Here is a 24,021-nt window from a genome sequence, read left to right as displayed (position 1 = left end):
ACGGCTACGCCGCCAGCGCCGTTTCCGCCAGCTTCACCCAATAGCTCATGCCGTGCGGGATGACCTCGTCGTTGAAGTCGTAAGCCGGGTTGTGCAGACCGGCGGTGTCGCCATTGCCGATGAAGATGAACGCGCCCGGCCGCGCTTCCAGCATGTAGGAGAAATCCTCGCCGCCCATCACCGGCTGGATGGCGCGGTGCACATGGCTGTCGCCGGCGACGTCGGCCGCGATGTCGCTGGCAAAGACCGTCTCTTCGGGATGGTTGAAGGTGACGGGGTAGTTGGCGTTGTAGTCGACCTCAATTGTCGCGCCGAAGGCAGCGCCCAGACCTTGGCAAAGCGCGCGGATGCGTTCTTCGGCCTTCTTGGCAACCTCCTTCTTCAGCGTGCGTACCGTGCCGGCGATCTCGGCGCTCTCGGGAATGACGTTGTAGGCGTCGCCGGCATGGAATTTCGTCACGGAGACGACCACCGCCTCGACCGGATCGGTGCTGCGCGAGGCGATCGTCTGCAATGCGCCGACGAGCTGGCTGGCGATGACGATCGGATCGATGGTGCCGTGCGGCATCGCCGCGTGGCCGCCCCGGCCCTTGACGGTGATGGTGAATTCGGCGGTCGCCGCCATGATCGGGCCCGGCCTGATGGCGAACTGGCCGACCGGCAGGCCCGGCATGTTGTGCATGCCGAACACCTTGGAGATGCCGAAGCGCTCCATCATGCCGTCCTTGACCATCTCGTTGCCGCCGCCGCCGCCCTCTTCGGCCGGCTGGAAGATGACCGCGACCGAGCCGGCGAAATTGCGCGTTTCGGCGAGGTATTTGGCGGCGCCCAAAAGCATCGCGGTGTGGCCGTCATGGCCGCAGGCGTGCATCTTGCCGGGGACCGTCGAGGCATAGGATTTGCCGGTGATCTCGTTGAGCGGCAGGGCATCCATGTCGGCGCGCAGGCCGATGGTCGAGCCTCCGCCGTGGCGACCGCGGATGATGCCGACGACGCCGGTCTTGCCCAAACCCGTCACGATGTCGTCGCAGCCGAACGCCTTGAGCTTCTCGGTGACAAAGGCGGCGGTCTTGAAGACGTCGAAATTCAGCTCCGGCGTCTGGTGCAAATGGCGGCGCCAGCCGGCCACCTCGTCCTGCATTTCGGCGGCTCGGTTCAGGATCGGCATGATGGTTCCATTTCGCTGTTGGAGCAGGCGCTCTTGGCCTGCTGCTTTGCAATTGTGCCTGCTGCCTTGCAACCATGCACGCTGCTTTGCATTGTGCTGCTGCTTCCACATTGTGATCGGCAGCACTTTGCCATGTTGACGTCACATAGAGTAAATAGCACCGCGACTGTGGTCCGGGAACAGAGGGCCGGACCATTATCCTGGCGATCGTGTAACGAAATCTTACGGAGCCAGGTGCGACTGCGGCAAGAGGCTATTTCGGTTTTCATGATGCGCTACAGGCATTTCCTCAAACTGTTGGTGGCGGGCGCGGTGGTGCTTCCGACGCTGGCCGGGCCTGCCTTGGCCAATCCGACCATCCTGTTCGACCTGAACAGCGGCAAGATCCTGCAGCACCAGGAGGCGTTCAGGCGCTGGTACCCGGCATCGCTGACCAAGCTGATGACCGCCTATGTGGCGTTTCGGGCGATTGCCGCGGGCGAGGTCCAGCTCGATTCGCCGATCAAGGTAACGAAACATTCGGCCGGCGAGCCGCCGAGCAAGATGGGCTTCAAGCCGGGCTCGGTGATGCGGCTCGACAACGCGCTGAAGATGATGCTGGTCAAATCGGCCAACGATATCGCCATGGCGGTCGGCGAGAATATCGGCGGTTCGCAAGCAGCCTTTGCAGAACGCATGAACGCCGAGGCGCGGCGGCTCGGCATGAGCGGGTCGCATTTCGTCAATCCGAACGGGCTCTATTCGCCGGACCAGTATACGACAGCGCGCGATCTCGCTTTGCTGGTGATGGCGATCCGTAAGGAATTTCCGCAATATGCCCCCTGGTTCTCGATCGAAGGCCTTGCCGTCGGCAAAAAGGCAATCTCCAACTACAACCTCCTGATCGGCCGCTATCCGGGCGCCGACGGCATGAAAACGGGTTTCGTCTGCTCGTCCGGTTTCAACATGATCGGCTCGGCGACCCGCAACGGCCGCACCCTGGTCGCCGTAGTGCTCGGCGAACGGTCAGCCATTACCCGCGCCGAAACGGCGGCAAAACTGCTCGACCAGGGCTTTGCAACACCGGCGCCGAGCTGGCTGACGGTCGCGGCGCTGCCCGCCTATGGCGACACTATGTCGGCCAACGATATGAATGACGAAATCTGCAAGAAGAAGCCGGCCGACGAGCAGTCGGAAGCAGCACCCGCCGTCGGCGACAAGGGCAAGGACGTGCCGAAGTCGCCCTATCAGGAAAAGCTCGACCATGTGCCGACGCTGATCGCCGTCGGCCTCGGCGGCGCCACGGGGCCGAAGCCGAAGGCGATGCTCGACGCCTCCGGGCAGGAATATGCCGACGTGCCGCTGCCGACATGGCGGCCGGACCGGGCGGCGCCGGCCGGCGCCGAGCCTGTTGTGGCCGGATCCGCCACTGCCGCGCAGGTCCAGCAGCCGGCCAAGGCGTTGAACTAGCCTGATGGCCGGCTTCCCGATCCCCGTTTCGGTGCTCACCGGCTTTCTCGGTGCGGGCAAGACGACGCTGCTCAACCGGCTGCTGCGGGATCCCGCGCTCGCCGACACCGCCGTCATCATTAACGAGTTCGGCGAGGTGGCGATCGACCATCTCCTGGTCGAGCAGGCCTCCGACGGCATCATCCAGCTCTCTGACGGCTGCCTCTGCTGCACGGTGCGCGGCGAGCTGGTCGACACGCTGGCCGACCTCGTCGACCGGCTGCAGACCGGCCGCATCGACCGGCTTGCCCGCGTCGTGGTCGAGACCACCGGGCTCGCCGATCCCGCCCCCGTGCTGCAGTCGATCATGGCGCACCCGGCCCTGGTCCAGGCCTTCCGGCTCGACGGCGTCATCACCCTGGTCGATGCCGTCAACGGCAATACGACGCTCGATGCCCATGTCGAGGCGGTGAAGCAGGTGGCGGTCGCCGACCGTATCGTGCTCAGCAAGGCCGACCTGGCCACGGATGCAGGCGATGTCGAGGCGTTGCGGGCGCGGCTGAGGCAGCTCAACCCGGGCGCCGTGGTGCTCGACGCGAGCCAGCCAAGCGTGGCGACCCTGTTCGATTGCGGCCTCTACAATCCGGCCACCAAATCGGTCGATGTGCAGCGTTGGCTGGGCGAAGAAGCCGGCCACGACCATGACCATAGCCGGCATGACCACAGCGGGCATGATGACGACGGGCATGATGGTGGTGATCACCATCACCATGGTCATGGCCATAGGCACGATTCCCGCGTGCGTTCGCATTCGTTGGTTCATGACGGGCCGGTGCCGTTTTCGGCAATCGAGATGTTCCTCGATCTGCTGCGCTCGGCGCATGGCGAGCGCCTGTTGCGGATGAAGGGCGTCATCGAGCTTGCAGAAGACCCGTCGCGTCCGCTGGTTATCCATGGCGTGCAGAAGATCCTGCATCCGCCGGTGCGACTGCCGGCCTGGCCGGACAGCCAGCGCGGCACCAGGCTGGTGCTGATCACGCTCGACATGCCGGAAGACTATGTCCGCAGGCTGTTCGCCGCCTTCACCAACCAGCCGTCGATCGACACGCCGGACCGGGCGGCACTGGAGAGCAATCCGCTGGCCATCGCCGGGCGGTGAAGCGGCTGATCTTCCCCTCGAGGGGGAAGATCAAGCGCTCAGCCGCGCTCGACCAGGAAGCGGTGGCCACCTGCCATCGCCGTCGTTTCGATCAGCCGATGGCCGCTCTCGGCGCAGAAGGCGGGAATGTCGATGACGGCGAGCGGGTCGGTGGTTTCGAGCCACAAGCGGCTGCCCGGCTGCATTGCGGCCAGGCGCTTTTTTGCCTTGAGTACGGGCAACGGACAGTTCAAGCCTTTGAGGTCGTAGACGGCGGCGGGGCTGGTTGAGGGCCTGTCTTGTTGGCCTCCATCTTCCTGTTCAAGCATGAACCTCAGCCGCCAAACATGCCGAGCAGCTTCTTCTTCAGCCGTGTCGCCGTGCTTTCGGCGTCCGCAGCCTGCGTTTCCGCGACCGGAACGGCCTCCGCGGATGGCGCGACGGTTGCGGTCGCGACAGGCGCTTCGGCCGCCGCCTTGGCAGCATCCTTTTCGGCCAATGCCTGCGCCTTGGCGGCTTCCTTCTCGGCCAGCGCTTGCGCCTTGGCTGCCGCTTTCGCTGCCTTCGCCGCTTCTATCGCGGCAAGCCGCTGTTCCTCGGCCTTCTGCTGGGCAGCCTTTTCGGCGTCGAGCGCCGCCATCTTGCGGCCCGCCGGCGAATCGACGCGGCCCATGCGCGCTGTTTCGGTCACCGTGCCGTCCGGGTTGAGCGAGGGCGGCTCGATCGGCACGCGTTCGCCGCGCGCACGCCGTTTCGACCAGTCGGAAACGATGCTGGCTTCCTTGATCCCGGCGATGGTCGGCTTGGGCGCCGGCACGCTGGCCTTTATGGCGCCGTTGAAGGCCGCCTCATAGGTGCTCTGATAGGCGTTGATGGCGCTTTTCAGCGAATCGGGCTGGGTGGTCGGCGGGCAGGGGCCGGTCGGATTGAAGGTCGAGCCGTCGGCTGCAACCTGGTTGAACACGTAGCGCTTCTCGCAGACGTCGACTTTCGGCGGCACCTTGGTGACCTCGAAATTGTCGTAGCCAACCTTTAGCATCTTCCAGAATTCGTAGTTCGGGTCGTTGCGATAGCGCGCCATATTGGCTGCAGTCATGCGGAACGGAAAAGCCTGGATCTGGAACTCGGTCTGGCCGCCCTGGAAGGCGTCTCGGCCGAAAGCGTAGATCTGCTCGATCTGCGCGTCGGTCATCGAATAGCAGCCAGACGACGAGCAGGCGCCATGGACCATCAGGTTGGAACCGGTGCGGCCATTGGCACGGTCATAGGCGTTGGGGTAGCCGATATTGAAGGACAGGTGGTAATTCGACCGCGGGTTCATCTGTGCCGGGCGGACCGTGTAAAAGCCCTCCGGCGCCTGGCGGTCGCCTTCGGTGAATTTCGGGCCGAGCTTGCCCGACCATTTGCAGATGTCGTAGCTCGCGACCAGGTCGTAGCGGCCGTTGGTCTTGGCCTTCCAGATTTCGAGCTTGCCTTCTTCCTTGAAGATGCGGGCCATCACCGAGGAGGTGCGGACCATGCCCTTGGCTTTCATTTCGGCCAGGATCTTGTCCGGCAGCGGCTTGTTGGCTTGCGGCGCAAAATCCTTCATCGAAGCGTCATTGCAGCCGGCGACGCCGATCGCAGCGATCAGAACTCCGGTGCGGGCAAGCTTGGCAAACATGGATATGGCTATCGCTTCATCTCTGCGCCGCGGATGCCGCAGCTGCTAAACCGACCACTGACGGACTCTAAGCCCGTTAACCTTGAAAATTCCTTACCGCAAGCATGCGGCGCGTCCCCTTACGGCAAGCCCACTGAGCCGAATGCAGCGGCATTTTTGTGGCGAAACTGGTTCACGCCGCCACATTTCAGGCCGCGTGACTGGGTTGGTTACAGATTGCGGCCCATCGCCAGGTATTTCTCGCGGCGATGCTCGCGGAAGTCGGTGTTGGCGCCGGAGAATTCTTTCATCGTCCTGGCGATGAGGTCGCCGGTGGCGGCGATCACCGTTTCAGGGGCGCGATGGGCGCCGCCGAGCGGCTCGGCAATGATGGCGTCGATGATCTTCAGCTCCAGCAGATCCTGCGCCGTGATCTTCATATTGGTCGCCGCATCCTTGGACCGCGTGGTGTCGCGCCACAGGATCGAGGCGGCGCCCTCCGGGGAGATCACCGAATAGATGGCGTGTTCGAGCATGTAGACGCGGTTGGCAGTGGCGATCGCTATGGCGCCGCCCGAGCCGCCTTCGCCGATCACCACCGAGATCGACGGCACCTTCAGGCCAAGGCAGGCCGAAGTTGAGCGGGCGATGGCCTCCGCCTGGCCGCGCTCTTCGGCGTTGACGCCGGGATAGGCGCCGGCAGTATCGACTAGCGTCAGCAACGGGATCTGGAAGCGGTCGGCGAGTTCCATCAGCCGCACCGCCTTGCGGTAGCCCTCCGGCCGCACCGAGCCGAAATTATGCTTCAGCCGGCTTGCCGTGTCGGAACCCTTCTCCTGGCCGATGATCGCCACCGGCTCGCCACGGAAGCGGGCGAAGCCGCCGACGATCGCCTGGTCCTCGCCGAAGTTGCGGTCGCCGGCGAGCGGCGTGAAATCGGTAAGCAGGCCCTTGATGTAGTCGATGCAGTGCGGCCTGTCCGGATGGCGCGCCACCTGCACCTTCTGCCACGGCGTCAGCGCCTTGTAGGCGTCGCGCAGCGCATCGCGCGAGCGCTTCTCGAGACGGGCGATCTCATCGCCGACATCGACCGCCTCGCCGTTCTCGGCAAGCTTCTTCAGCTCGAGGATCTTGCCTTCGAGATCCTGTACAGGCTTTTCGAAATCGAGGTAATTGTACATTCTTGGGCGGACCGGCAAGTCGGAAGGCAATGACTGACGCAAGCCTGAAAATGCAGGCTGGGCGCGGTGGAACGTCGTTCTCACATAGCGACATGACGCCTAGTCGGCAAGCGGATGATGATCGTTGACCAGACGCATCAGCCGCTCCTCCAGCACATGCGTGTAGATCTGCGTCGTTGAAATATCGGCGTGGCCAAGCAGCTGCTGCACGGCCCTGAGATCGGCGCCGTTCTGCAGCAGATGGCTGGCGAAAGCATGCCGCAGCACATGCGGCGATATATTCGCCGCGGCAATGCCGGCCCGCGCGGCAAGCGCTTTCAGCTCGCGGGCAAAGACCTGTCTCGAGAGATAGCCGCTGTCGGCGGCGGCCGGAAACAGGAACGGGCTGTCGGCAAGAGCCGGCACCGCCGCCCGTGCGGCAAGCCAGGTCCGCATCGCCGTGCGCGCCTTGGCCGACAGCGGCACCATGCGCTCCTTGTTGCCCTTGCCGCGCACCATGAAGAAGCGGTCGTCGCGCTGCGCCACCGTCACAGGAAGGCCGACCAGCTCCGAAACGCGCAAGCCGGTGGCGTAGAGCACCTCGACCAGTGCGTGGAGGCGCAGCGCCGCGAGCGTGTCGCCGTCATGCATGGAGGGGTCCTTCGCCTCTTGCGCGGCGCGGTCGAGCAGCCGGCCGGTGTCGGCTTCGCTCATCGTTTTCGGTAGCGGCCGGCCCTTCTTCGGGCTGTCCAGCGTGCCGGTCGGATCGTCGCCGCGCAGGCCCTCGGCATAGAGGAACTTGAAGAACTGCCGGATCGCCGACAATTTGCGCGCCTGCGAGGTGGCGGCAAAGCCGCGCGCGGCGATGTCGTCGAGATAGGCACGGATGTCGGCGCTGGTGGCACCGGCAAGTCCGCCGGCGATCCCGGCGGAAGCGTCCTCGAGGTCGCGGCGATAGGACGAAAGCGTGTTTTCGGCGGCGCCGCGCTCGGCGCTCATCATTTCCAGGAAGGCTTCGATGCGGGCGGCGCTGTTCATTTTTTCGGATTGAGCTTTTCCGGAGGGATACGCACGCTCATTTCCGCCTTTCTCGGCTCGACGAACATGACCAAGGCGAACATCGCGCCATAGACAATGCCGGCCAGAATCGCGAGCGTCACGACAAAGCGAAACAGTGTTGGCATTAATTTTCGCCCGTCGTCTTATTCTGCATTTCCAACCCTGTGTCCTTATGAGACGCCAATCCGGGCAATTCAAGGGAGAAGCCATATCCGGTCTTGGGTGCGTTACGCTTGACGTAAACAGGCTTTTGATGTCGATACGCCGGCAAAGAGGCCCTAGAAGCATGAACGCGCTACCAGCAAATCCTCCGGGCGAGAGCCATGCCGCGCTGCTCGGCCGGCTGGGCGGCCGTTCCATCGTCTTTGTCGGGCTGATGGGCGCCGGCAAGACGGCCATCGGCCGCAAGGTGGCGGCGATGCTGGCGCTGCCCTTTATCGACAGCGATCAGGAGATCGAAACTGTTTCGCGCATGAGCGTCCCGGACCTGTTCGAGCGCTATGGCGAGGCGGAGTTCCGGGCACTGGAGCAGCGCGTCATCCTGCGTGTGCTGGAGCACGGGCCGCAGGTGCTGTCGACCGGCGGCGGCGCCTTCATGAACGCGCAGACGCGCGAGGCGATCGCCAGCCATGGCGTTTCGGTATGGCTGAAGGCCGAAATCGATCTGTTGATGGAGCGCGTTTCCAAGAAGCAGAACCGGCCGCTGCTGAAAAGCGCCGATCCGCGCGCCGTGCTGGAACGGCTGATGGCGGAACGCTACCCGGTTTACGCCGCGGCCGATGTCACCGTGCCGACCCGCGACGACCGCAAGGAGATCATTGCTGCCGAGGTGGTGGACGCGCTGCGCGCCCATCTCGGTGTTGCCGACATCGATGAGGTGCGGTCGTGAGCGCTGATGCAACGGTCTCTGTCGAAGTCGGGCTTGGCGAGCGTGCCTACGACATTTTGATCGGCCCCGGCCTGCTGTCACGTGCCGGCGCCGAGATTTCGCGCTGTCTGCCGGGCACAAGGGCGGCGGTCGTCACCGACGAAAACGTCGCTAGCGCGCATCTCGCAACGCTTGCGGCCGGCCTGGCAAGCGGTGGCATCCAACATGCCGCCATCACGCTGCCGCCAGGCGAAAAGACCAAGAGCTTTGCGCACCTCGAAGAGGTGGTCGACGGCGTGCTGGCCGCCAAGCTGGAGCGCGGCGACGTCGTCATCGCGCTCGGCGGCGGCGTCATCGGCGACCTGGCCGGCTTTGCCGCCGGCATCGCGCGGCGCGGCATGAATTTCGTGCAGGTTCCGACCTCGCTGCTGGCGCAGGTCGATTCCTCCGTCGGCGGCAAGACCGGCATCAACAGCAAGCGCGGCAAGAACCTCGTCGGGGTGTTCCACCAGCCCAAGCTGGTGCTGGCCGATACCGAAGTGCTCGACACGCTGCCGATCCGCGAGTTTCGCGCCGGCTATGCCGAACTGGCCAAATACGGGCTGATCGACCGGCCGGAGTTCTTCGCCTGGCTGGAAGAAAACTGGCGCCAAGTGTTTGCCGGCGGGCCGGAGCGGGCTGCCGCCATCGCCGAGGCCTGTCGTGCCAAGGCCGACGTCGTTGCCCGCGACGAGTTCGAGACCGGCGACCGCGCCCTGCTCAATCTCGGCCACACCTTCGGCCATGCACTGGAGGCGGCGACCGGCTATGACGGCGCACGGCTCGTGCATGGCGAAGGCGTCGCCATCGGCATGGCGCTGGCGCACCGCTTTTCCTCAAGGCTCAATTTGGCGAGCCCCGACGATGCGGCGCGCGTCGAGGCGCATCTTCGCGCCGTCGGCCTGCCCTGGCGCATGGCCGACATTCCGGGCGAATTGCCCGACGCCGAGCAGCTGTTCTCCTTCATCACCCAGGACAAGAAGGTGTCGCGCGGCGCGCTGACCTTCATCCTGACGCGCGGCGTCGGACAGGCCTTCATCGCCAGGGATGTGCCGGCCTCGGAAGTACTGGCGTTCCTCAGGGAGAACCATCCGGGTCGGCACGAAAGCCGCCCGGGATGAGTCAGGCCGGCTGGATCGCGGCTGCAGTGCTCGCCGGCCTCGGCCTGCTGGGCTTCGTCCTGCGCCGGCACCTGCTCGCCGCCTTCGGCTATGAGCTGCAGCGCATCGAGCCGCAGCGCTCGGCGCGCGAGGAACTGCGCGGCGCCGTCGACGATTTCCGCCGCGACGGCCAGGTGGTGCGCGAGGACCGCGCCCGCATCGGCGGCCTGTTCGACCTCGAGGAGCTCGAAGTGTCGGACGTCATGGTCCACCGCACCAATATGCGCTCGGTCAATGCCGATGACCCGCCCGAAGCGGTGGTTCGCGAGATCCTGCAGAGCCCGCACACCCGTATGCCGTTGTGGAAGGGCTCGCTCGACAACATTGTCGGCGTGCTGCACGCGAAGGATCTGCTGCGCGCGCTGAACGAGGTCGGCAACGATTTCTCCCGGATCGACGTGATGAAGATCGCGTCGAAACCGTGGTTCGTGCCCGACACCACGACGCTGCAGGAGCAGCTCAACGCCTTCCTGCGCCGCAAGGCGCATTTCGCCATCGTCGTCGACGAATATGGCGAGGTCGAAGGGCTGGTGACGCTGGAGGACATCATCGAGGAGATCGTCGGCGAGATCGCCGACGAGCACGACATCGACATCCAGGGCGTCAAGCAGGAGGCCGACGGCTCCGTCGTCGTCGACGGCACGGTGCCGATCCGCGACCTTAACCGGGCGCTCGACTGGAACCTGCCGGACGAGGAAGCCACCACCATTGCCGGCCTTGTCATCCACGAGGCGCAGTCGATCCCGGACGAAAAGCAGGCCTTTACGTTTCACGGCAAGCGCTTCGTCGTCATGAAGCGCGACAAGAACCGTATCGCGCGGCTGAGGATCAAGCCGGCGATGCTTGGCGAATGACAGTGCGCACCGTGTGGCAGCCTTGGGCAGTCAGGAGTCTATGACAATCGATCGGCGAAGCCTGCTTCTGGTGTCGATGGCGGCGCTGTTGCCGGGGCAGGCGGCGGCATTGCAGCTGCGTTCGCCGTTGCCCGAAACCTTCGACTATGGGCCGGCCAAGCTCGACATCTATTCCCGCGCGGGCGCAAGCGGCCTGCCGGTCGTCTTCTTCGTCCATGGCGGCGCCTGGCGGGTCGGCAGTCGCGGCAACGTCAATGCCAAGCCGCAATTCCTGCTCGACAATGGCTTCTGCTTCGTCTCGATCGACTACCGGATGCTGCCCGAGGCCGACGTCGCCACCCAGGCGGCGGATGTCGAACTGGCCTATCGATACGTCCGCGCCAACATCGCCAGGCATGGCGGCGATCCGGACCGGATCGTCGCGATGGGCCATTCGGCCGGCTGCCATCTCGTCGCATTGACCGGCCTGCGCGGCGGCCTGCCCGGGGTCGCGGCGCTGATCCTCGACGACACCAGGGCTTACGACCTGGAGGCATTGGCCAGGAGCGGCGGCATGGCAGGGGTCTATGCCCGCGCCTTTCCCGATCCGGCGCAGTGGCGCGCGCTGTCGCCTGTCACCTATGTGGAAGGCCGCAAGCACCCGCCGACCTTCATCGCCCATTCACGGGCGAAAGCCCGCGCGGCGGACGCGCAGGCCTTCGCCGGGCGTCTGCGCGCCACCGGAACCAGGGTCACGCTGTTCGACGGCAGCGCCTATTCGCACATGTCGATCAATCGCGACTTCGGCACCGAAGGCGATGCATTGACAGCGGCGGTGATAGCTTTCCTGAGGGCGAGCCTCGGCTGATCTACCAGCGGGTCTTTTCGCCGGGCGCCGCCGGCTCGATCGCCAGGGCGTGGACGCCGGATTTCAACTCTTCGGCCAGCAGATCGTTGACTGCACGGTGACGCTCGACGCGGCTCATGCCGGCAAAGGCTGGCGCGACGATGCGGACGCGGAAATGCGTCTCGCCGGCGCCGTCGAAGGCAGCGTGATGGCCGGAATCCACGTGATGATGACCGGCATGGAGATGGCTTTCGTTGATGACGTCCAGCCGTTCCGGCGAAAACGCCTTTTTCAGCTTATCTTCCATCGTTGCCTGTATGGACATCGCCGCTTCCCTTCACCACATCTATGTCATCGCACAAAATTCGCCATTCGCCGGTTTTATGCCGCGATTCAGCGGTTAGGGCGATCATCGCGAAAATGTCAATTCTTGTTTCGCATCCGCGAACGGCCCATAAATGGGTGAGATGAAGCCGTACCCAAAATATTTCGAAAAGATTCGTATCCGCCCGGAGAAGGACGCGGAGCTGAAGTCGCGTTCGCCGATCTGCCAGTGGGATGGCTGCAAGGAGGCCGGTACCCACCGCGCCCCGGTCGGACGCATGAAGGAAGGCGAGTATTTCCAGTTCTGCTTCGACCACGTGCGCGAGTACAACAAGGGCTTCAATTATTTCTCGGGCGTTCCCGACACCGAGATCGCGCGCTTCCAGAAGGAAGCCATGACCGGCCACCGGCCGACCTGGAAAATGGGCGTCAACGGCGCCTCGACACGCTCCTCGCCCGACTTCGCCCAGGCGCGTTCCGGCCGTGCCGGCTACTACAATCGCATGCGCGATCCCTTCGACCTGTTCAAAGGCCCGAAGGACCCGCGCGAAGCACGCGAGCGCAAGGCCAAGCCGCTTGAGGCCAAGGCACTGGAAACGCTTGGCCTTGATACAAAGGCAAGTGGCAAGGATATCAAGGCGCGCTATAAGGAACTTGTGAAACGCCACCATCCGGATGCGAATGGCGGCGACAGAGGTTCGGAAGACCGGTTCCGCGATGTGCTCCAGGCGTATCGCGTGCTCAAGCAGGCAGGTTTGTGCTGAGCGACCTTACGGTTCGTGTCGCTTTCCAACTTTCATAGGGTTGGAAAAGGCTCTAAGACCGCCCCCGAACAAAATCGATTACCAGCGAAACGCGGCGTTTCGCTTGTGGAGACGTGATAGAGATGAACAAGGTCGATCGCGACATCGCCAACTTGCCCGACACCACGGTGTCGGTGAAGGAGACATTCGGCTTCGACTCCAAGATGGTGGTGCCGGCCTATTCGGTGACGAGCGAGCATGTGCCCGACATCGATCCGGACTACCTGTTCGACAAGAACACGACGATGGCGATCCTCGCCGGCTTTGCCTATAACCGCCGCGTCATGGTGTCGGGCTATCACGGCACCGGCAAGTCGACGCATATCGAGCAGGTCGCCGCCCGCCTCAACTGGCCTTGCGTGCGTGTCAACCTCGACAGCCATGTCAGCCGTATCGACCTCGTCGGCAAGGACGCCATCGTCGTCAAGGACGGGCTGCAGATCACCGAATTCCGCGACGGCATCCTGCCCTGGGCCTATCAGCACAATGTCGCGCTGTGCTTCGACGAGTACGATGCCGGCCGCCCGGACGTGATGTTCGTCATCCAGCGCGTGCTGGAATCGTCGGGCCGGCTGACGCTGCTCGACCAGAGCCGGGTTATCCGCCCGCATCCGGCCTTCCGGCTGTTTTCGACCGCCAACACGGTTGGCCTCGGCGACACCACAGGCCTCTACCACGGCACCCAGCAGATCAACCAGGCGCAGATGGACCGCTGGTCGATCGTCACCACGCTGAACTATTTGCCGCACGACAACGAAGTGAACATCGTGCTGGCCAAGGCCAAGCACTATCGCGACGGCAAGGGCAAGGAGATCGTCAACAAGATGGTCCGTGTCGCCGACATGACGCGCTCGGCCTTCATCAACGGCGATTTGTCGACGGTTATGAGCCCGCGCACGGTTATCACCTGGGCCGAGAATGCCGAAATCTTCGGCAATATCGGCATGGCGTTTCGGCTGACCTTCCTCAACAAATGCGACGAGCTCGAACGCTCGCTGGTCGCCGAATTCTACCAGCGCGCCTTCGGCGAAGATTTGCCGGAATCGGCGGCGAATGTGGTGCTGGGCTAAGCAGAGTCTCGATGGCGGGTCCGGGCGACAACACGCGAAACAAATCCAAGACCGGCGCTGAGGCCGACAGCTTCAAGCGCGCGGTTACCGTCTGCATGCGCGCCATCGCCGGCGACAAGGATCTCGAGGTCGGTTTCGCCAAGGACCGGCCGGCGCTGGCCGGCAGCCGCGCCCGGCTGCCGGAACTGCCGAAGAAGGCATCAAAGGCGGACATCGCCATTACCCGCGGGCTCGGCGATTCCATGGCGCTGAAGCGCGCCTGCCATGATACGCGCATCCACACCAGGCTGGCGCCGGAAGGCAAACAGGCCCGCGCCATCTACGACGCGGTCGAGCAGGCCCGGGTCGAGGCGATCGGCAGCCGCGCCATGCAGGGCGTTGCCGACAATATCGGCTCGATGCTCGAGGACAAATACGCCAGGGCCAACCTCGCCGACGTCAAGGACAAGGCCGACGCGCCGATCGAGGAGGCGCTGGCGCTGATGGTGCGCGAAAAGCTGACCGGCCGCACTGTGCCGAAGAGCGGCGAACGGCTGGTCGATCTCTGGCGCCCTTGGGTCGAGGAAAAAGCCAGTGCCGATCTCGACGGGCTGTCGGCAAAGCTCGACGACCAGCAGGCGTTCGCCCGCGTCGTGCGCGAGATGCTCGCCTCCATGGAAATGGCGGAGGAGCTCGGCGACGACCAGGAGACGGAAGACTCCGAGGACAACGACGAAAACCAGCCGCAAGGCGAGGAGCAGAGCGAGGAGGGCGGCGAAGACGATTCCGGCTCCGAGCAGTCGCAGTCAGAGGATACCGAGGCATCGTCCGACGACGAGCAATCGGCCGAGACCGAAGCCTCCGACGCCACCGCCGAGGATCTCTCCGACGACGACGATGCCGATGCAGAGACGCCCGGCGAGGCGCGCCGCAACGACAATCCCTTCACCAATCTGCCGAAAGAGATCGACTACAAGGTCTTCACCACCGCCTTCGACGAGACCGTAGGTGCGGAGGAACTGTGTGAGGAGGAGGAGCTCGACCGGCTGCGCGCCTTCCTCGACAAGCAGCTCGCCAACCTTTCGGGCGTGGTCGGGCGGCTGGCCAACCGGCTGCAGCGCCGGCTGATGGCGCAGCAGAACCGCTCCTGGGATTTCGACCTCGAAGAAGGCTATCTCGATCCGGCACGGCTGGTGCGCGTCGTCATCGACCCGATGCAGCCTCTGTCCTTCAAGCAGGAGCGTGATACAAAATTTCGCGACACCGTGGTGTCGCTGGTGCTCGATAATTCGGGTTCGATGCGCGGCCGGCCGATCACGGTCGCCGCGACCTGCGCCGACATTCTGGCGCGCACGCTGGAACGCTGCGGCGTCTCGGTCGAAATCCTCGGCTTCACCACCCGCGCCTGGAAGGGCGGACAGGCGCGCGAGAAATGGTTGAAGGAAGGCAAGCCGCCGAACCCCGGCCGTCTCAACGATCTGCGCCACATCATCTACAAATCCGCCGATCATCCGTGGCGGCGGGCGCGCCGCAATCTCGGGCTGATGATGCGCGAGGGCCTGCTCAAGGAAAACATCGACGGCGAGGCGCTGCTGTGGGCGCATAACCGGCTGATCGCGCGGCCGGAGCAGCGCAAGATCCTGATGATGATCTCGGACGGCGCGCCGGTCGACGATTCGACGCTGTCGGTCAATCCGGGTAATTATCTCGAGCGGCATCTGCGCGCCATCATCGAGCTCATCGAGACGCGCTCGCCGGTCGAGCTTTTGGCCATCGGCATCGGCCACGACGTCACCCGCTACTATCGCCGCGCTGTAACCATCGTCGATGCCGAAGAACTGGCCGGCGCCATGACCGAGCAGCTGGCCTCGCTGTTCGCCGAGGAAACCGTGCGCGACACGCGGCGCGGCGGCATACGGCGCGCCGGATGATTTTTTCCCGCGGCGGCTTTTGGCAGAAGCTTTTGGCCGCCATTGCGTTGTTAGGCATCAGTTTGGCGCCGGCTGTCGCTGCCGGCCCGGCCTCGGTCGAGCCGGCCGAAATCACGGCACGGCCGATCAGCGAATTCCACATCGGCCGGCCGGACAAACAGTTCGGTCCGCTCGAATTCGTCGGCGGGCTCGAAATGACCTCGTCGACGCGCGATTTCGGCGCGCTGTCGGCGCTTCGGTTCCTCAAGCCCGGCAGCGATTTCATCGGCGTCGCCGACACCGGCTTCTGGTTCTTCGGCACCCTCGTCCACGATGCCGACAAGCGGCCTTCCGGCATCCAGAATTTTCGCATGCAGCAGATGGTCGATGCGGCCGGCCAGCCGATCGACGAGAAATGGGCGGTCGATGCCGAAGGCCTCGCGGTCCAGGACGGCATTGCCACGGTCGGTTTCGAGCGCGATCACCGTATCGCAGAGTTCAAGATCGATCCGGATGACATGAAGGCGCCGTTCAGGCAATTGGACTTCCTGATCCCGGCCTGGGAACTTCGGCGCAATCGCGGCTTCGAGACCGTCACCCGTGCCCATCCTTACGGACAGCACGCGGGCGGGCTGGTCGTGGTGTCGGAAAAGAGCCTCGACAAGGCCGGTAACATCTTTGCCGCGATCATCGAAGGGCCGCACAAGGGCGTCTTCACCGTCAAGCGCAATGGCGATTTTGACATCACCGACGGCGCCTTCCTGCCGGATGGCGACCTGTTGCTTCTGGAGCGCAGTTTTTCGATGGCCGGCGGGGTCAAGATGCGGCTGCGGCGCATCTATGGCGAAAGCGTCGAGAAGGGCGCCGTCGCCGACGGGCCGGTGCTGCTCGAAGCCGACATGGGTTACCAGATCGACAATATGGAAGCGCTCGACGTCTGGACCCGCGACGATGGCGCGCTGATCGTGTCCATGATGTCCGACGACAATCACTCGATCCTGCAGCGCAATCTTTACCTGGAATTCATCCTGCACGAGGATTGACGCGCGATCGCGGGCTGCTGCAGGCGCTCGTCGCCGAGCTTCAGAAACCGCAGTAGTCGGTGTGCCGGGCGGAGCCCAAACAGCAATCCGCCCAAAATTGCTCCCGCTAGGCTTTGCTCGCGAGCCAGATGACGTGGCGTGCGCCACGCTTGCCGTTGGCGCGGGTCTTGATCTCCTCGACCGTGAAGCCCGCCTGCTTGAGCCGCCGGGTGAAGCCTGCGTCAGGGCCTTGCGACCAGACCGCCAGCACACCGCCGGGCTTGAGAGCTGCTCTCGCGCAGTTCAGGCCGCCGCCGCTGTAGAGCGCGTCGTTGCCCTTGTAGACGATGCCCTCGGGGCCGTTGTCGACGTCGAGCAGGATCACGTCCCAGGCCGAAGCTTACGATCGGATGAGCTGACCGACATCGGCCTCACGAATGCTGACGCGCGGATCGTCAAGGCAGCCGGCGAACAGCTCGGCCATCGGGCCCCGAGCCCAAATCACGACTGCCGGCACCAGTTCGGCAACGGTGACCTGGGCGTCGTCGCCAAGCTCGGCCAGCGCTGCACGCAAGGTAAAGCCCATGCCGAGGCCGCCGATCAGGATGCTTGGGTTCCGGCGGCCGGCAATCCTTTGACAGGACAGTTTCGCCAGCGCCTCTTCGGAACCGCTGAGCCGGCTGTTCATCAGCTCGTTCGCACCAAGCATGATTGAGAATTCGCCGCCGCGCCGTTTCAGGCGAAGTTCCTGTCCGCCGTCAGGCGTTTTTGTCGAGCCCAGTTGGAGCCAGGGGATCAAAGACTGCCCCTTTGTTCGACCATGATCTTGTCCGAAAACCGGTTCCCACTTTCCGCTAACGCCGACCTTCGGTTCGGGGTCATGGTCTAGGCCGCCAGTGCCGGCTGGCTCCAGCGGGCGGCAAGCAGCCGGTAAGGGATCAGCGCCACCACCGCTATGACCAGTTTGACGCTGAGATCGCCGATCGCCCAGGATACCCAGCGCATCGTCTCGACGGGCAACACGCCCATCAGCGGCGCGGTTTCCAACGCAAAGCCGTCGTTCGGTCCGGCGAAGGCGAAAGCCGCCGCAAAGGCGACGGTGAAAAACACCACCGTGTCGAAGACAGAGCCGACCAGCGTGCCGACAACCGGCGCGCGCCACCAACTCTGCCGGCGCAACCGGTTGAACACGGTGACGTCGAGCAACTGCGCGGTCAGGAAGGCGGCGCCTGAGGCCGCGGCAATGCGCACCAGCCGGTCGGCGGCGGTCTCGAATTCGATCAGGCCGTGGCGAAACAGCAGCGGCGGGATGACGATCGAGCAGATCACCGCTGTCATGAAGCCGACAAAGACGATCCTGCGCGCCACCGCCGGCCCATAACGGCGATTGGCGAGATCGGTGACCAGGAATGAGAACGGATAGGTGAAGGCGCCCCAGGTCAGGATGTCGGCCAGCGACAGCCCGCCGATTGCACCCTGCATCGGGAACTGCACAAGGATGTTCGAGGCCACGACGACAAGCGCCATGGCCGCCACGAAGGGCAGGTACCGCGAGAGGAAAATCATTTTTTTATCCTGGGTAATGGAACCAGCGGAACGCGATCCGGAACCCGGGTCACGCCCTGGAAGGCGGCTGCCGCCGAAAAACTCAGGCGGCCGGCTGTTCGGCGAGCTTCTTGGCGATCTGCTTCTTCAACAGGCGGGCGCGCTGCGACAATTCCTTGGCATCGGCCTTGGCCAGGAAGGCATCGAGGCCGCCGCGATGCTCGACCGAACGCAGCGCGTTGGCCGAAATGCGCAGGCGCACATTCTGGTTCAGCGCTTCCGAGATCAGCGTTACATTGACGAGATTGGGTAGGAAGCGACGCTTGGTCTTGTTGTTGGCGTGGCTCACATTGTTGCCGGACATGACTGCCTTGGCAGTGAGTTCGCAGGTGCGGGACATGATACTAACCTTCGGTTCTCGGTCCTGGCCAAACATTCGACCCGCGCCGGGTGGCGCGCGGTTTCGGTCAGGCGGCCTCATGGAAAAAGTTGGCGTTCCATAGTTGCATTTCGCCGAGGCGTCAAGCTTGGGGTCGCTTCGGGGATGGGGAATCGCACTTTCGGAGTAGGTGTCGTCGGTGAAGCTGCTGGTCGCTCTCCTCAGGAGGAGATGTCGCTGTCCCACGGATCTCTCAAGACCTGGGTTCCTCGCCCACCGCATGATGGTTGCCCTCTCCCCACTTTCGGGGGCGAGGAGCCCAACCTGGAGTGAAGCCGCAACCCTTTCCCTCATCCGGGCCGAGGCAGATCCGCAAATTTGTCGATGGCCGCATTTTGTTCTTGCTTTGTGCCGGCAACTATGCTACTAATTTAGGTATGGTGCTGATTCGCACCGACGACCCGCCCGCCGAGGCGGGTTTTTTTCTGGCCCTGGACCCTCCCCAGCGTTCCCTGCCGACGCCGCCTTTCACATTAAGGCCGGAATTCAGCCTATAAGCGGTCGCACAGGGACATGCCAGACCGGAGCAGCCCGTCCGGTCGACAATCAAGGACCCGCCATGCCTCGTTCTTTCCTCCATGCCCTGGTCGTGCTGATGGCCGTCGCGCTGTCGACGACGGTTTCGGCCGCCGAGCCGCAATCCTTCACGGGCGAGTATTCGGTGTCGTTCCTCGGCCTTTCCGTGGCCAAAGCGAAATTCTCCAGCCACTACGAGGGCGACACCTATTCGATCGAGGGCAGCGTCTCCGCTGCCGGGCTCGCCACTTTGTTCGACGATACGCGAGGCACGATCTCGTCGAAGGGCAAGATTTCGGGCAAGCGGTTGCAGCCGCAGGCGTTCCACGCCGACTACACGTCCGGCAAGAAGGCATCGATGATCGACATCCGGTTTGCCAACGGCGTCGTCACCTCGACCAAGGTCGTGCCTGAGCCGAAGAAGCGCAATCCCAACAACTGGATACCGCTGGCCGGCAGCGATCTCGTATCGGTCCTCGATCCGATGGCCGCGACCGTCATCCATGCCGACAGCCTCGACCAAGTCTGCGGGCGCACGGTGAAGCTTTATGACGGCGAAATGCGTGCCGATCTCAAACTGACCTACGAGTCCAAAGGGTCGATCTCGGTGGCCGGCTACAAGGGCGATACGGTCACTTGCAGGCTGGGCTTCGAGCCGGTGGCCGGTTACCGCAAGAACCGCAAGGCGCTGAACTACCTGAAGAAACGCAGCCGCATCATGGTGACGTTTGCACCAGTCGGCCAAAGCGGCGTATATGCGCCGATCCGCGCCACGGTCAGCACGCAAATCGGTCCGTTGACGATCAGCGCGGAGCGGTTCGAAGCAAACGAATAGGCGTGATGGTGCGCCGCCAACGGGGCACGGGGCGACGGATATGGCGCGCGCAACACTGATCGGCTTCTCCGCGGTCGCCATGTGGGCGCTGCTGGCGCTGCTTACGGATGCTTCGGGCGCCGTGCCGCCGTTCCTGCTTTCAGCAATCACCTTCACGATCGGCACTTGCGTCGGGCTGGTTGCCCGGCTGTTGATGCCGGCAGCCGATGGCGCCGCGAAGATACCGCGCCAGGTCTGGGTGATCGGCATTGCCGGCCTGTTCGGCTACCACTTCTTCTACTTCACCGCGCTGCGCAATGCGCCGGCCGTCGAGGCCAGCCTGATCGCCTATCTGTGGCCGCTGCTGATCGTGCTGGGGTCGGCGCTGATGCCGGGCGAGCGGCTGGCCTGGAACCACGTCGCCGGCGCGCTGCTCGGCCTTGCCGGCACGGTCCTGATCGTCACCAAAGGCGGCGGGCTTGCCTTCGACGCGCGTTATGCCTTCGGCTACGCCATGGCCGGCGTCTGCGCGGTGCTGTGGTCGTCCTATTCGCTGTTGTCGCGGCGCTTCCCGTCGGTGCCGACCAGCATCGTTACCTGGTTCTGCGCCGCCACCGCGGTCCTTTCGCTGGTCTGCCACCTATTGCTTGAACAGACGGTGCTGCCCGCCGGCGCCGGCCAGTGGCTGGCCGTGCTCGGCCTCGGTCTGATGCCGGTGGGGGCGGCGTTCTATGCCTGGGACATCGGCGTCAAGCGCGGCAACATCCAGGTGCTGGGGGCGGCGAGCTATGCCGCGCCGCTGCTGTCCACCCTGGTGCTGATCGCCGCCGGCTTCGCCCAGCCGTCATGGCGCATCCTCGCCGCCTGCGTGCTGATCACCGGCGGCGCGGCACTCGCGGCGAAATCGCTGTTCCTGCGCAAGAGGGCTACGAGCGAGGCAAACGCTTGATGCCGTTTCCCGGCGGCATCGATGCCAATGCCAATGCGACGCTGGTGTTTTCGTTGGCGGCGGCGGTGATTTACGCGTTCAGCCTCGGCATGGCGCCGCGCCTTTCGCGGTCGGCGGCAAGGGCATTGGCGGTGGCGATGCTTGCGGTGCTGGTCGTGCAGCAGGGCGGCCCATGGCTGCTCGGCGCCGCACTCGGCGTCAGTGCCGTCGGCGACGCCCTCCTGTCGCGTGACGGTGAGAAGGCATTTCTCGGCGGCACCGCCAGTTTTCTTGCCGCGCATGTGCTTTACGTCGTGCTGTTCCTGCGTGCCGGCGGCGGCCTCGGGCTGCTTTTGGCCGAGCCGTGGCGAGCAGCGATCGTGCTGGCGATGGCCGTGTCGGTGCTGGCGATGGTTTTCGCGCTCCGGCGCCGCGTCGGCCCTGCCTTGCGTTTGCCGATCGGCGTGCATGCCGCGGCACTGCTTGCCATGGGCATTGCGGCGCTCACCCTGAACAGCGTCGGGGTCATTGGCGGCATCGTCCTGCTCATCCTGTCCGACGGGCTGCACGCCGTGGAAAAGTTCCTGCTGCCCGCCCTCTCGCCGCATCGCATTTGGGTGCGCCATGCGGCATGGGCGCTGTATTACGTCGGCCAGTTGGCGATCACGCTGGGTTTCCTGCTGGGCTAGGTCTGTCGATATTCACGTTATCCCAGCCTGGGAACCGCGAAAGATCCAACGCATGGTGCCCATGGGAATGGCGGGAACCGACCGACTGCGGCCAGCGGATGGTGTTGCGAAACTTGCTTCATGCGGTGTCGCAAAAGTCAGGCGCCAAGCCGTCGTCTTAGACGCGATTTTCGCGACCTTTATCCACTACGGGCACTCCAAGCCTTTGTGACGTTATCCTCGAGGTCGTCGGATCAGAGGGTAAAATTCTCGCTTGACCTAGAGCTGCTCCAGCTTGTTAGCGTAGCGCACAATCGGCAGGGTAGACACATGCGCATTTCGGAGGCGGCTGCTACAAGCGGACTGAGTATCGACACCATCCGCTACTATGAAAAATTGGGTTTGCTTCCGAAGGTCGGGCGAGGACGTGACAGGAGGCGTGACTTCTCGGCAGAAAATGTCGAATGGCTAATACTCCTGTCCTCGCTACGCGAGACAGGTATGCCCATGGAGCAGATGCGATACTTTGCGCGGCTCTATCAGCGGGGCCGCGAAACTCTGCCCGAACGGAAAGCGGTTCTTCTTGACCATGCAGCGCATCTGGACATGCGGCGAGCTGCCTTGGATCGCTGCGCCGAGCTTCTTGGCTACAAGCTCAAACGATATAACGAGATGGCAGAAGAAGTGTCATGAGAATTATTGTCGTCGGCGCGGAAGGTGACATCGGGAAAGCGGTTTGCGAGGAGTTGGGTTCCCGCCACGCGATCATCAAGGCCAGCCGTTCTAGTAGCGACATTCAGGTTGATATGGCTGACCGTGCATCGCTCGACGCCATGTACGCCAAATGTGGCAAAGTGGATGCCGTCATCTCGACCGCAGGCAATGTTCATTTCGGGCCGCTTGGCAAGTACACCGAAGAGACGTTCATGATTGGCCTGCGCCATAAGGTCATGGGCCAGGTCAATCTGGTGTTGGCAGGGTTGGCCACTGTCAGCGATGGCGGCTCGTTCACACTAACTAGCGGAGTGCTCGACCGCGACCCCATTCGGATGGGAACAGGGGCAGCAACAGCAAACGGCGCGCTCGGCGGTTTTGTTCTTGGTGCGGCGATCGAGATGCCGCGCGGTCTCCGCATCAATGTTGTGAGCCCCGGACTTCTGGACGTGTCCGTGCCGAGATATGGCGAATGGTTTCCCGGTCACGAGCCCGTTTCGTCGAAACGGGTAGGGCTGGCCTATGCGAAGAGCGTGGAAGGGGCCATCACCGGCCAAGTGATCATCGTCGGGTAGTTTCGCAGAAAGGGTTGGGACATATCGGCTGTCCCCTGAATAGCAAGGGTAGTTTCCATCGGATGTGGTCGTTGGATACCAAGCGTCAGGTCTTCATCACTATGGCGTTCCCGGCAGCCAGCCTGGTTCGGCAAGTTCGAAGGCGGCGAAATCGAAACCCGGCGCCACGGTGCAGCCGACCAGGGTCCATTCGCCGAGGCTGCGTGCCGACTGCCACCAGCCTGCCGGCACGACGATCTGCGGCCGCTCGCCTGCAGCGAGCCCGGTACCGAGGATCTCCTCGATGACGGGACCGCCTTCTCGATGTATCGACAGCGCCAGCGGCGCACCGTCATAGAAATGCCAGACCTCGGCCGCGTCCTTGACCCGGTGCCAGGCCGACAATTGGTCCTTCTCGAGGAGGAAATAGATCGCCGTCGAATGGCCGCGCGTGCCTGCCGCGCCGTCGCGAAAGGTCTCGGCATACCAGCCGCCTTCCGGATGCGGCTTCAGGCCGAGCAGAGCGATGATTTCGGCGGAACTGGTCATGACCCTAGCTCCTGGCGCCGCTCAGAAATTGTCCTTGCGCTTGCGAATCTCGGCGAACACTTCGGCGTCGGAGGCCTTCTCCAGGCCGAGATGTCTGCGGATCGCCGGATCGTGCCAGCGCAGGAACGGATTGGTCGACAGTTCCTCGCCGATCGTCGTCGGCAGCGTCGGCTTGCCGTCGGCGCGCAACGCCTCGACTTTCGCGGCGCGCTCTTTCAGCGCCGAATTGGTCGGGTCGACGGTCAGCGCGAAACGGGCGTTGGCCAGCGTATATTCATGGCCGCAATAGACGACCGTGTCGGCCGGCAGCGCCGCGAGCTTCTTCAGGGATTCGTACATCACCGGCGGCTTGCATTCGAGCAGCCGCCCGCAGCCGAGCGCAAACAGCGTGTCGGCGGCGAATGCCACTTTCGACGCCGGCAGATGATAGGTGACATGGCCCGCAGTGTGGCCGGGCGTGGCGATGACCTCGATCCGCTCGTCGCCGAGGCGGACAACCGAGCCCTGTTCGACGGTTTCGTCGATGCCGGGAATCTTTGCCTTTTCGGCTTCCGGACCGACAATGCGCAGCTTGAAACGCTCCTTCAGCGCCAGATTGGCCTCGACATGGTCGAGATGGTGGTGGGTGGTCAGGATCATCGTCGGGGTCCAGCCGGTGCGCTTGATGGCCGCCAGGATGGGCGCCTCCTCGGGCGCATCGATGAGCGCCGTCTGGCCGCTTTTCGGGTCGTGCACCAGCACGCCGAAATTGTCGCTGCGGCACATGAATTGTTCGATCTCGACCGGCATCGCATCTCTCCCTTTATTGCCGCAGACATAGGGCGCCTGCCAGCCGATGTCATCT

The 24,021-nt window shown here is 63.9% G+C and carries 27 protein-coding genes and 1 pseudogene; 16 read left to right on the top strand and 12 right to left on the bottom strand.

What is annotated here, in order from left to right; translation table 11 throughout:
• Positions 1 to 4: 4 nt before the first annotated feature.
• On the bottom strand, positions 5 to 1,168 hold the full coding sequence (locus NKH17_RS05935; RefSeq protein ID WP_352649282.1) for a M20 aminoacylase family protein: 1,164 nt from the start codon (positions 1,166 to 1,168) through the stop codon (positions 5 to 7).
• A gap of 270 nt (positions 1,169 to 1,438) precedes the next feature.
• On the opposite strand from NKH17_RS05935, the gene NKH17_RS05930 reads away from it, so the two are divergent.
• On the top strand, positions 1,439 to 2,617 hold the full coding sequence (locus tag NKH17_RS05930) for a D-alanyl-D-alanine carboxypeptidase family protein (protein ID WP_352899443.1): 1,179 nt from the start codon (positions 1,439 to 1,441) through the stop codon (positions 2,615 to 2,617).
• 4 nt (positions 2,618 to 2,621) lie between these two features.
• Complete coding sequence (locus NKH17_RS05925; RefSeq protein WP_352899437.1) at positions 2,622 to 3,755, top strand: CobW family GTP-binding protein; 1,134 nt, start codon at positions 2,622 to 2,624, stop codon at positions 3,753 to 3,755.
• A gap of 38 nt (positions 3,756 to 3,793) precedes the next feature.
• Here NKH17_RS05925 and NKH17_RS05920 read toward each other — a convergent pair whose 3' ends face one another.
• The 5 genes from NKH17_RS05920 to NKH17_RS05900 form a co-directional block, all read right to left on the bottom strand.
• Positions 3,794 to 4,063 carry a sulfurtransferase TusA family protein gene (locus tag NKH17_RS05920; protein ID WP_352899434.1) on the bottom strand — a complete coding sequence of 90 codons (270 nt, stop codon included), beginning with the start codon at positions 4,061 to 4,063 and terminating at the stop codon, positions 3,794 to 3,796.
• Between the two features lie 5 nt (positions 4,064 to 4,068).
• Positions 4,069 to 5,397 carry a L,D-transpeptidase family protein gene (locus NKH17_RS05915; RefSeq protein WP_352899431.1) on the bottom strand — a complete coding sequence of 443 codons (1,329 nt, stop codon included), beginning with the start codon at positions 5,395 to 5,397 and terminating at the stop codon, positions 4,069 to 4,071.
• A gap of 209 nt (positions 5,398 to 5,606) precedes the next feature.
• On the bottom strand, positions 5,607 to 6,557 hold the full coding sequence (locus tag NKH17_RS05910; protein ID WP_352471457.1) for an acetyl-CoA carboxylase carboxyltransferase subunit alpha: 951 nt from the start codon (positions 6,555 to 6,557) through the stop codon (positions 5,607 to 5,609).
• Positions 6,558 to 6,656: 99 nt separating this feature from the next.
• A complete protein-coding gene (locus NKH17_RS05905) occupies positions 6,657 to 7,574 on the bottom strand; it encodes a site-specific tyrosine recombinase XerD (protein ID WP_352899428.1) in 918 nt (305 codons plus the stop codon).
• A complete protein-coding gene (locus tag NKH17_RS05900; RefSeq protein WP_023677884.1) occupies positions 7,571 to 7,720 on the bottom strand; it encodes a hypothetical protein in 150 nt (49 codons plus the stop codon). The genes NKH17_RS05905 and NKH17_RS05900 overlap by 4 nt, the downstream gene beginning before the upstream one ends.
• 161 nt (positions 7,721 to 7,881) lie before the next feature.
• Here NKH17_RS05900 and NKH17_RS05895 point away from each other — a divergent pair, with 161 nt between their 5' ends.
• The 4 genes from NKH17_RS05895 to NKH17_RS05880 are packed head-to-tail and all read left to right on the top strand — an operon-like array spanning position 7,882 to position 11,363.
• Complete coding sequence (locus NKH17_RS05895; RefSeq protein WP_254816620.1) at positions 7,882 to 8,484, top strand: shikimate kinase; 603 nt, start codon at positions 7,882 to 7,884, stop codon at positions 8,482 to 8,484.
• Positions 8,481 to 9,623, top strand: coding sequence for a 3-dehydroquinate synthase (gene aroB / locus NKH17_RS05890; protein ID WP_352899425.1), 1,143 nt, complete (start codon positions 8,481 to 8,483; stop codon positions 9,621 to 9,623). Before NKH17_RS05895 ends, aroB begins: the two co-directional genes overlap by 4 nt.
• Entirely contained in the window at positions 9,620 to 10,516 is an 897-nt protein-coding gene (locus NKH17_RS05885) for an HlyC/CorC family transporter (protein WP_352476244.1), read from the top strand. Before aroB ends, NKH17_RS05885 begins: the two co-directional genes overlap by 4 nt.
• Before the next feature lie 40 nt (positions 10,517 to 10,556).
• Positions 10,557 to 11,363 carry an alpha/beta hydrolase gene (locus tag NKH17_RS05880; protein ID WP_352476245.1) on the top strand — a complete coding sequence of 269 codons (807 nt, stop codon included), beginning with the start codon at positions 10,557 to 10,559 and terminating at the stop codon, positions 11,361 to 11,363.
• A 1-nt stretch (position 11,364) separates the two neighbouring features.
• Here the strand turns inward: NKH17_RS05880 and NKH17_RS05875 are convergent, their stop codons facing one another.
• A complete protein-coding gene (locus tag NKH17_RS05875; RefSeq protein ID WP_352476246.1) occupies positions 11,365 to 11,667 on the bottom strand; it encodes a BolA family protein in 303 nt (100 codons plus the stop codon).
• Between the two features lie 133 nt (positions 11,668 to 11,800).
• On the opposite strand from NKH17_RS05875, the gene NKH17_RS05870 reads away from it, so the two are divergent.
• From NKH17_RS05870 to NKH17_RS05855, 4 genes are all read left to right on the top strand, one after another.
• Positions 11,801 to 12,430 carry a J domain-containing protein gene (locus NKH17_RS05870; RefSeq protein ID WP_254816626.1) on the top strand — a complete coding sequence of 210 codons (630 nt, stop codon included), beginning with the start codon at positions 11,801 to 11,803 and terminating at the stop codon, positions 12,428 to 12,430.
• 122 nt (positions 12,431 to 12,552) lie between these two features.
• Positions 12,553 to 13,539, top strand: a complete 987-nt coding sequence (gene cobS / locus NKH17_RS05865) for a cobaltochelatase subunit CobS (protein WP_023721131.1) — start codon at positions 12,553 to 12,555, stop codon at positions 13,537 to 13,539.
• An 11-nt stretch (positions 13,540 to 13,550) separates the two neighbouring features.
• Positions 13,551 to 15,449: a cobaltochelatase subunit CobT gene (gene cobT, locus NKH17_RS05860; protein WP_352805597.1), complete on the top strand. Its 1,899-nt coding sequence runs from the start codon at positions 13,551 to 13,553 to the stop codon at positions 15,447 to 15,449.
• Entirely contained in the window at positions 15,446 to 16,471 is a 1,026-nt protein-coding gene (locus tag NKH17_RS05855) for an esterase-like activity of phytase family protein (RefSeq protein WP_352899420.1), read from the top strand. Before cobT ends, NKH17_RS05855 begins: the two co-directional genes overlap by 4 nt.
• Before the next feature lie 106 nt (positions 16,472 to 16,577).
• On the opposite strand, the pseudogene NKH17_RS05850 reads toward NKH17_RS05855, so the two are convergent.
• The 3 genes and pseudogenes from NKH17_RS05850 to rpmB form a co-directional block, all read right to left on the bottom strand.
• Positions 16,578 to 17,249: pseudogene (locus tag NKH17_RS05850) on the bottom strand (spermidine synthase).
• 86 nt (positions 17,250 to 17,335) lie between these two features.
• On the bottom strand, positions 17,336 to 18,016 hold the full coding sequence (locus tag NKH17_RS05845; protein WP_352899417.1) for a queuosine precursor transporter: 681 nt from the start codon (positions 18,014 to 18,016) through the stop codon (positions 17,336 to 17,338).
• A gap of 82 nt (positions 18,017 to 18,098) precedes the next feature.
• Positions 18,099 to 18,395 carry a 50S ribosomal protein L28 gene (rpmB, locus tag NKH17_RS05840; RefSeq protein WP_006328411.1) on the bottom strand — a complete coding sequence of 99 codons (297 nt, stop codon included), beginning with the start codon at positions 18,393 to 18,395 and terminating at the stop codon, positions 18,099 to 18,101.
• Between the two features lie 308 nt (positions 18,396 to 18,703).
• Between rpmB and NKH17_RS05835 the strand changes: the two genes are divergently transcribed.
• The 6 genes from NKH17_RS05835 (at position 18,704) to NKH17_RS05810 (ending at position 22,649) form a co-directional block, all read left to right on the top strand.
• On the top strand, positions 18,704 to 18,931 hold the full coding sequence (locus tag NKH17_RS05835; protein ID WP_352899414.1) for a hypothetical protein: 228 nt from the start codon (positions 18,704 to 18,706) through the stop codon (positions 18,929 to 18,931).
• 62 nt (positions 18,932 to 18,993) lie between these two features.
• A complete protein-coding gene (locus tag NKH17_RS05830; RefSeq protein ID WP_352649297.1) occupies positions 18,994 to 19,785 on the top strand; it encodes a DUF3108 domain-containing protein in 792 nt (263 codons plus the stop codon).
• A gap of 40 nt (positions 19,786 to 19,825) precedes the next feature.
• Positions 19,826 to 20,713 (top strand): aromatic amino acid exporter YddG, encoded by an 888-nt coding sequence (gene yddG, locus NKH17_RS05825; RefSeq protein WP_254816632.1) that lies wholly within the window; start codon positions 19,826 to 19,828, stop codon positions 20,711 to 20,713.
• Positions 20,713 to 21,381, top strand: a complete 669-nt coding sequence (locus NKH17_RS05820) for a lysoplasmalogenase family protein (RefSeq protein WP_352899410.1) — start codon at positions 20,713 to 20,715, stop codon at positions 21,379 to 21,381. The genes yddG and NKH17_RS05820 overlap by 1 nt, the downstream gene beginning before the upstream one ends.
• Before the next feature lie 309 nt (positions 21,382 to 21,690).
• Positions 21,691 to 22,053, top strand: coding sequence for a MerR family transcriptional regulator (locus NKH17_RS05815; RefSeq protein ID WP_352649299.1), 363 nt, complete (start codon positions 21,691 to 21,693; stop codon positions 22,051 to 22,053).
• Entirely contained in the window at positions 22,050 to 22,649 is a 600-nt protein-coding gene (locus NKH17_RS05810) for a short chain dehydrogenase (RefSeq protein ID WP_352899406.1), read from the top strand. The genes NKH17_RS05815 and NKH17_RS05810 overlap by 4 nt, the downstream gene beginning before the upstream one ends.
• Before the next feature lie 99 nt (positions 22,650 to 22,748).
• On the opposite strand, the gene NKH17_RS05805 is transcribed toward NKH17_RS05810, so the two are convergent.
• Together NKH17_RS05805 and gloB are read right to left on the bottom strand one after the other, a co-directional pair.
• On the bottom strand, positions 22,749 to 23,177 hold the full coding sequence (locus tag NKH17_RS05805; protein WP_352805589.1) for a cupin domain-containing protein: 429 nt from the start codon (positions 23,175 to 23,177) through the stop codon (positions 22,749 to 22,751).
• A gap of 21 nt (positions 23,178 to 23,198) precedes the next feature.
• Positions 23,199 to 23,966, bottom strand: coding sequence for a hydroxyacylglutathione hydrolase (gene gloB / locus NKH17_RS05800; protein ID WP_352649302.1), 768 nt, complete (start codon positions 23,964 to 23,966; stop codon positions 23,199 to 23,201).
• Positions 23,967 to 24,021 lie beyond the last annotated feature (55 nt).

The sequence above is a fragment of the Mesorhizobium sp. M1334 genome (genome assembly GCF_040317995.1).
Classification (GTDB): domain Bacteria; phylum Pseudomonadota; class Alphaproteobacteria; order Rhizobiales; family Rhizobiaceae; genus Mesorhizobium.
This window is presented reverse-complemented; position numbering and strand designations above follow the sequence as displayed.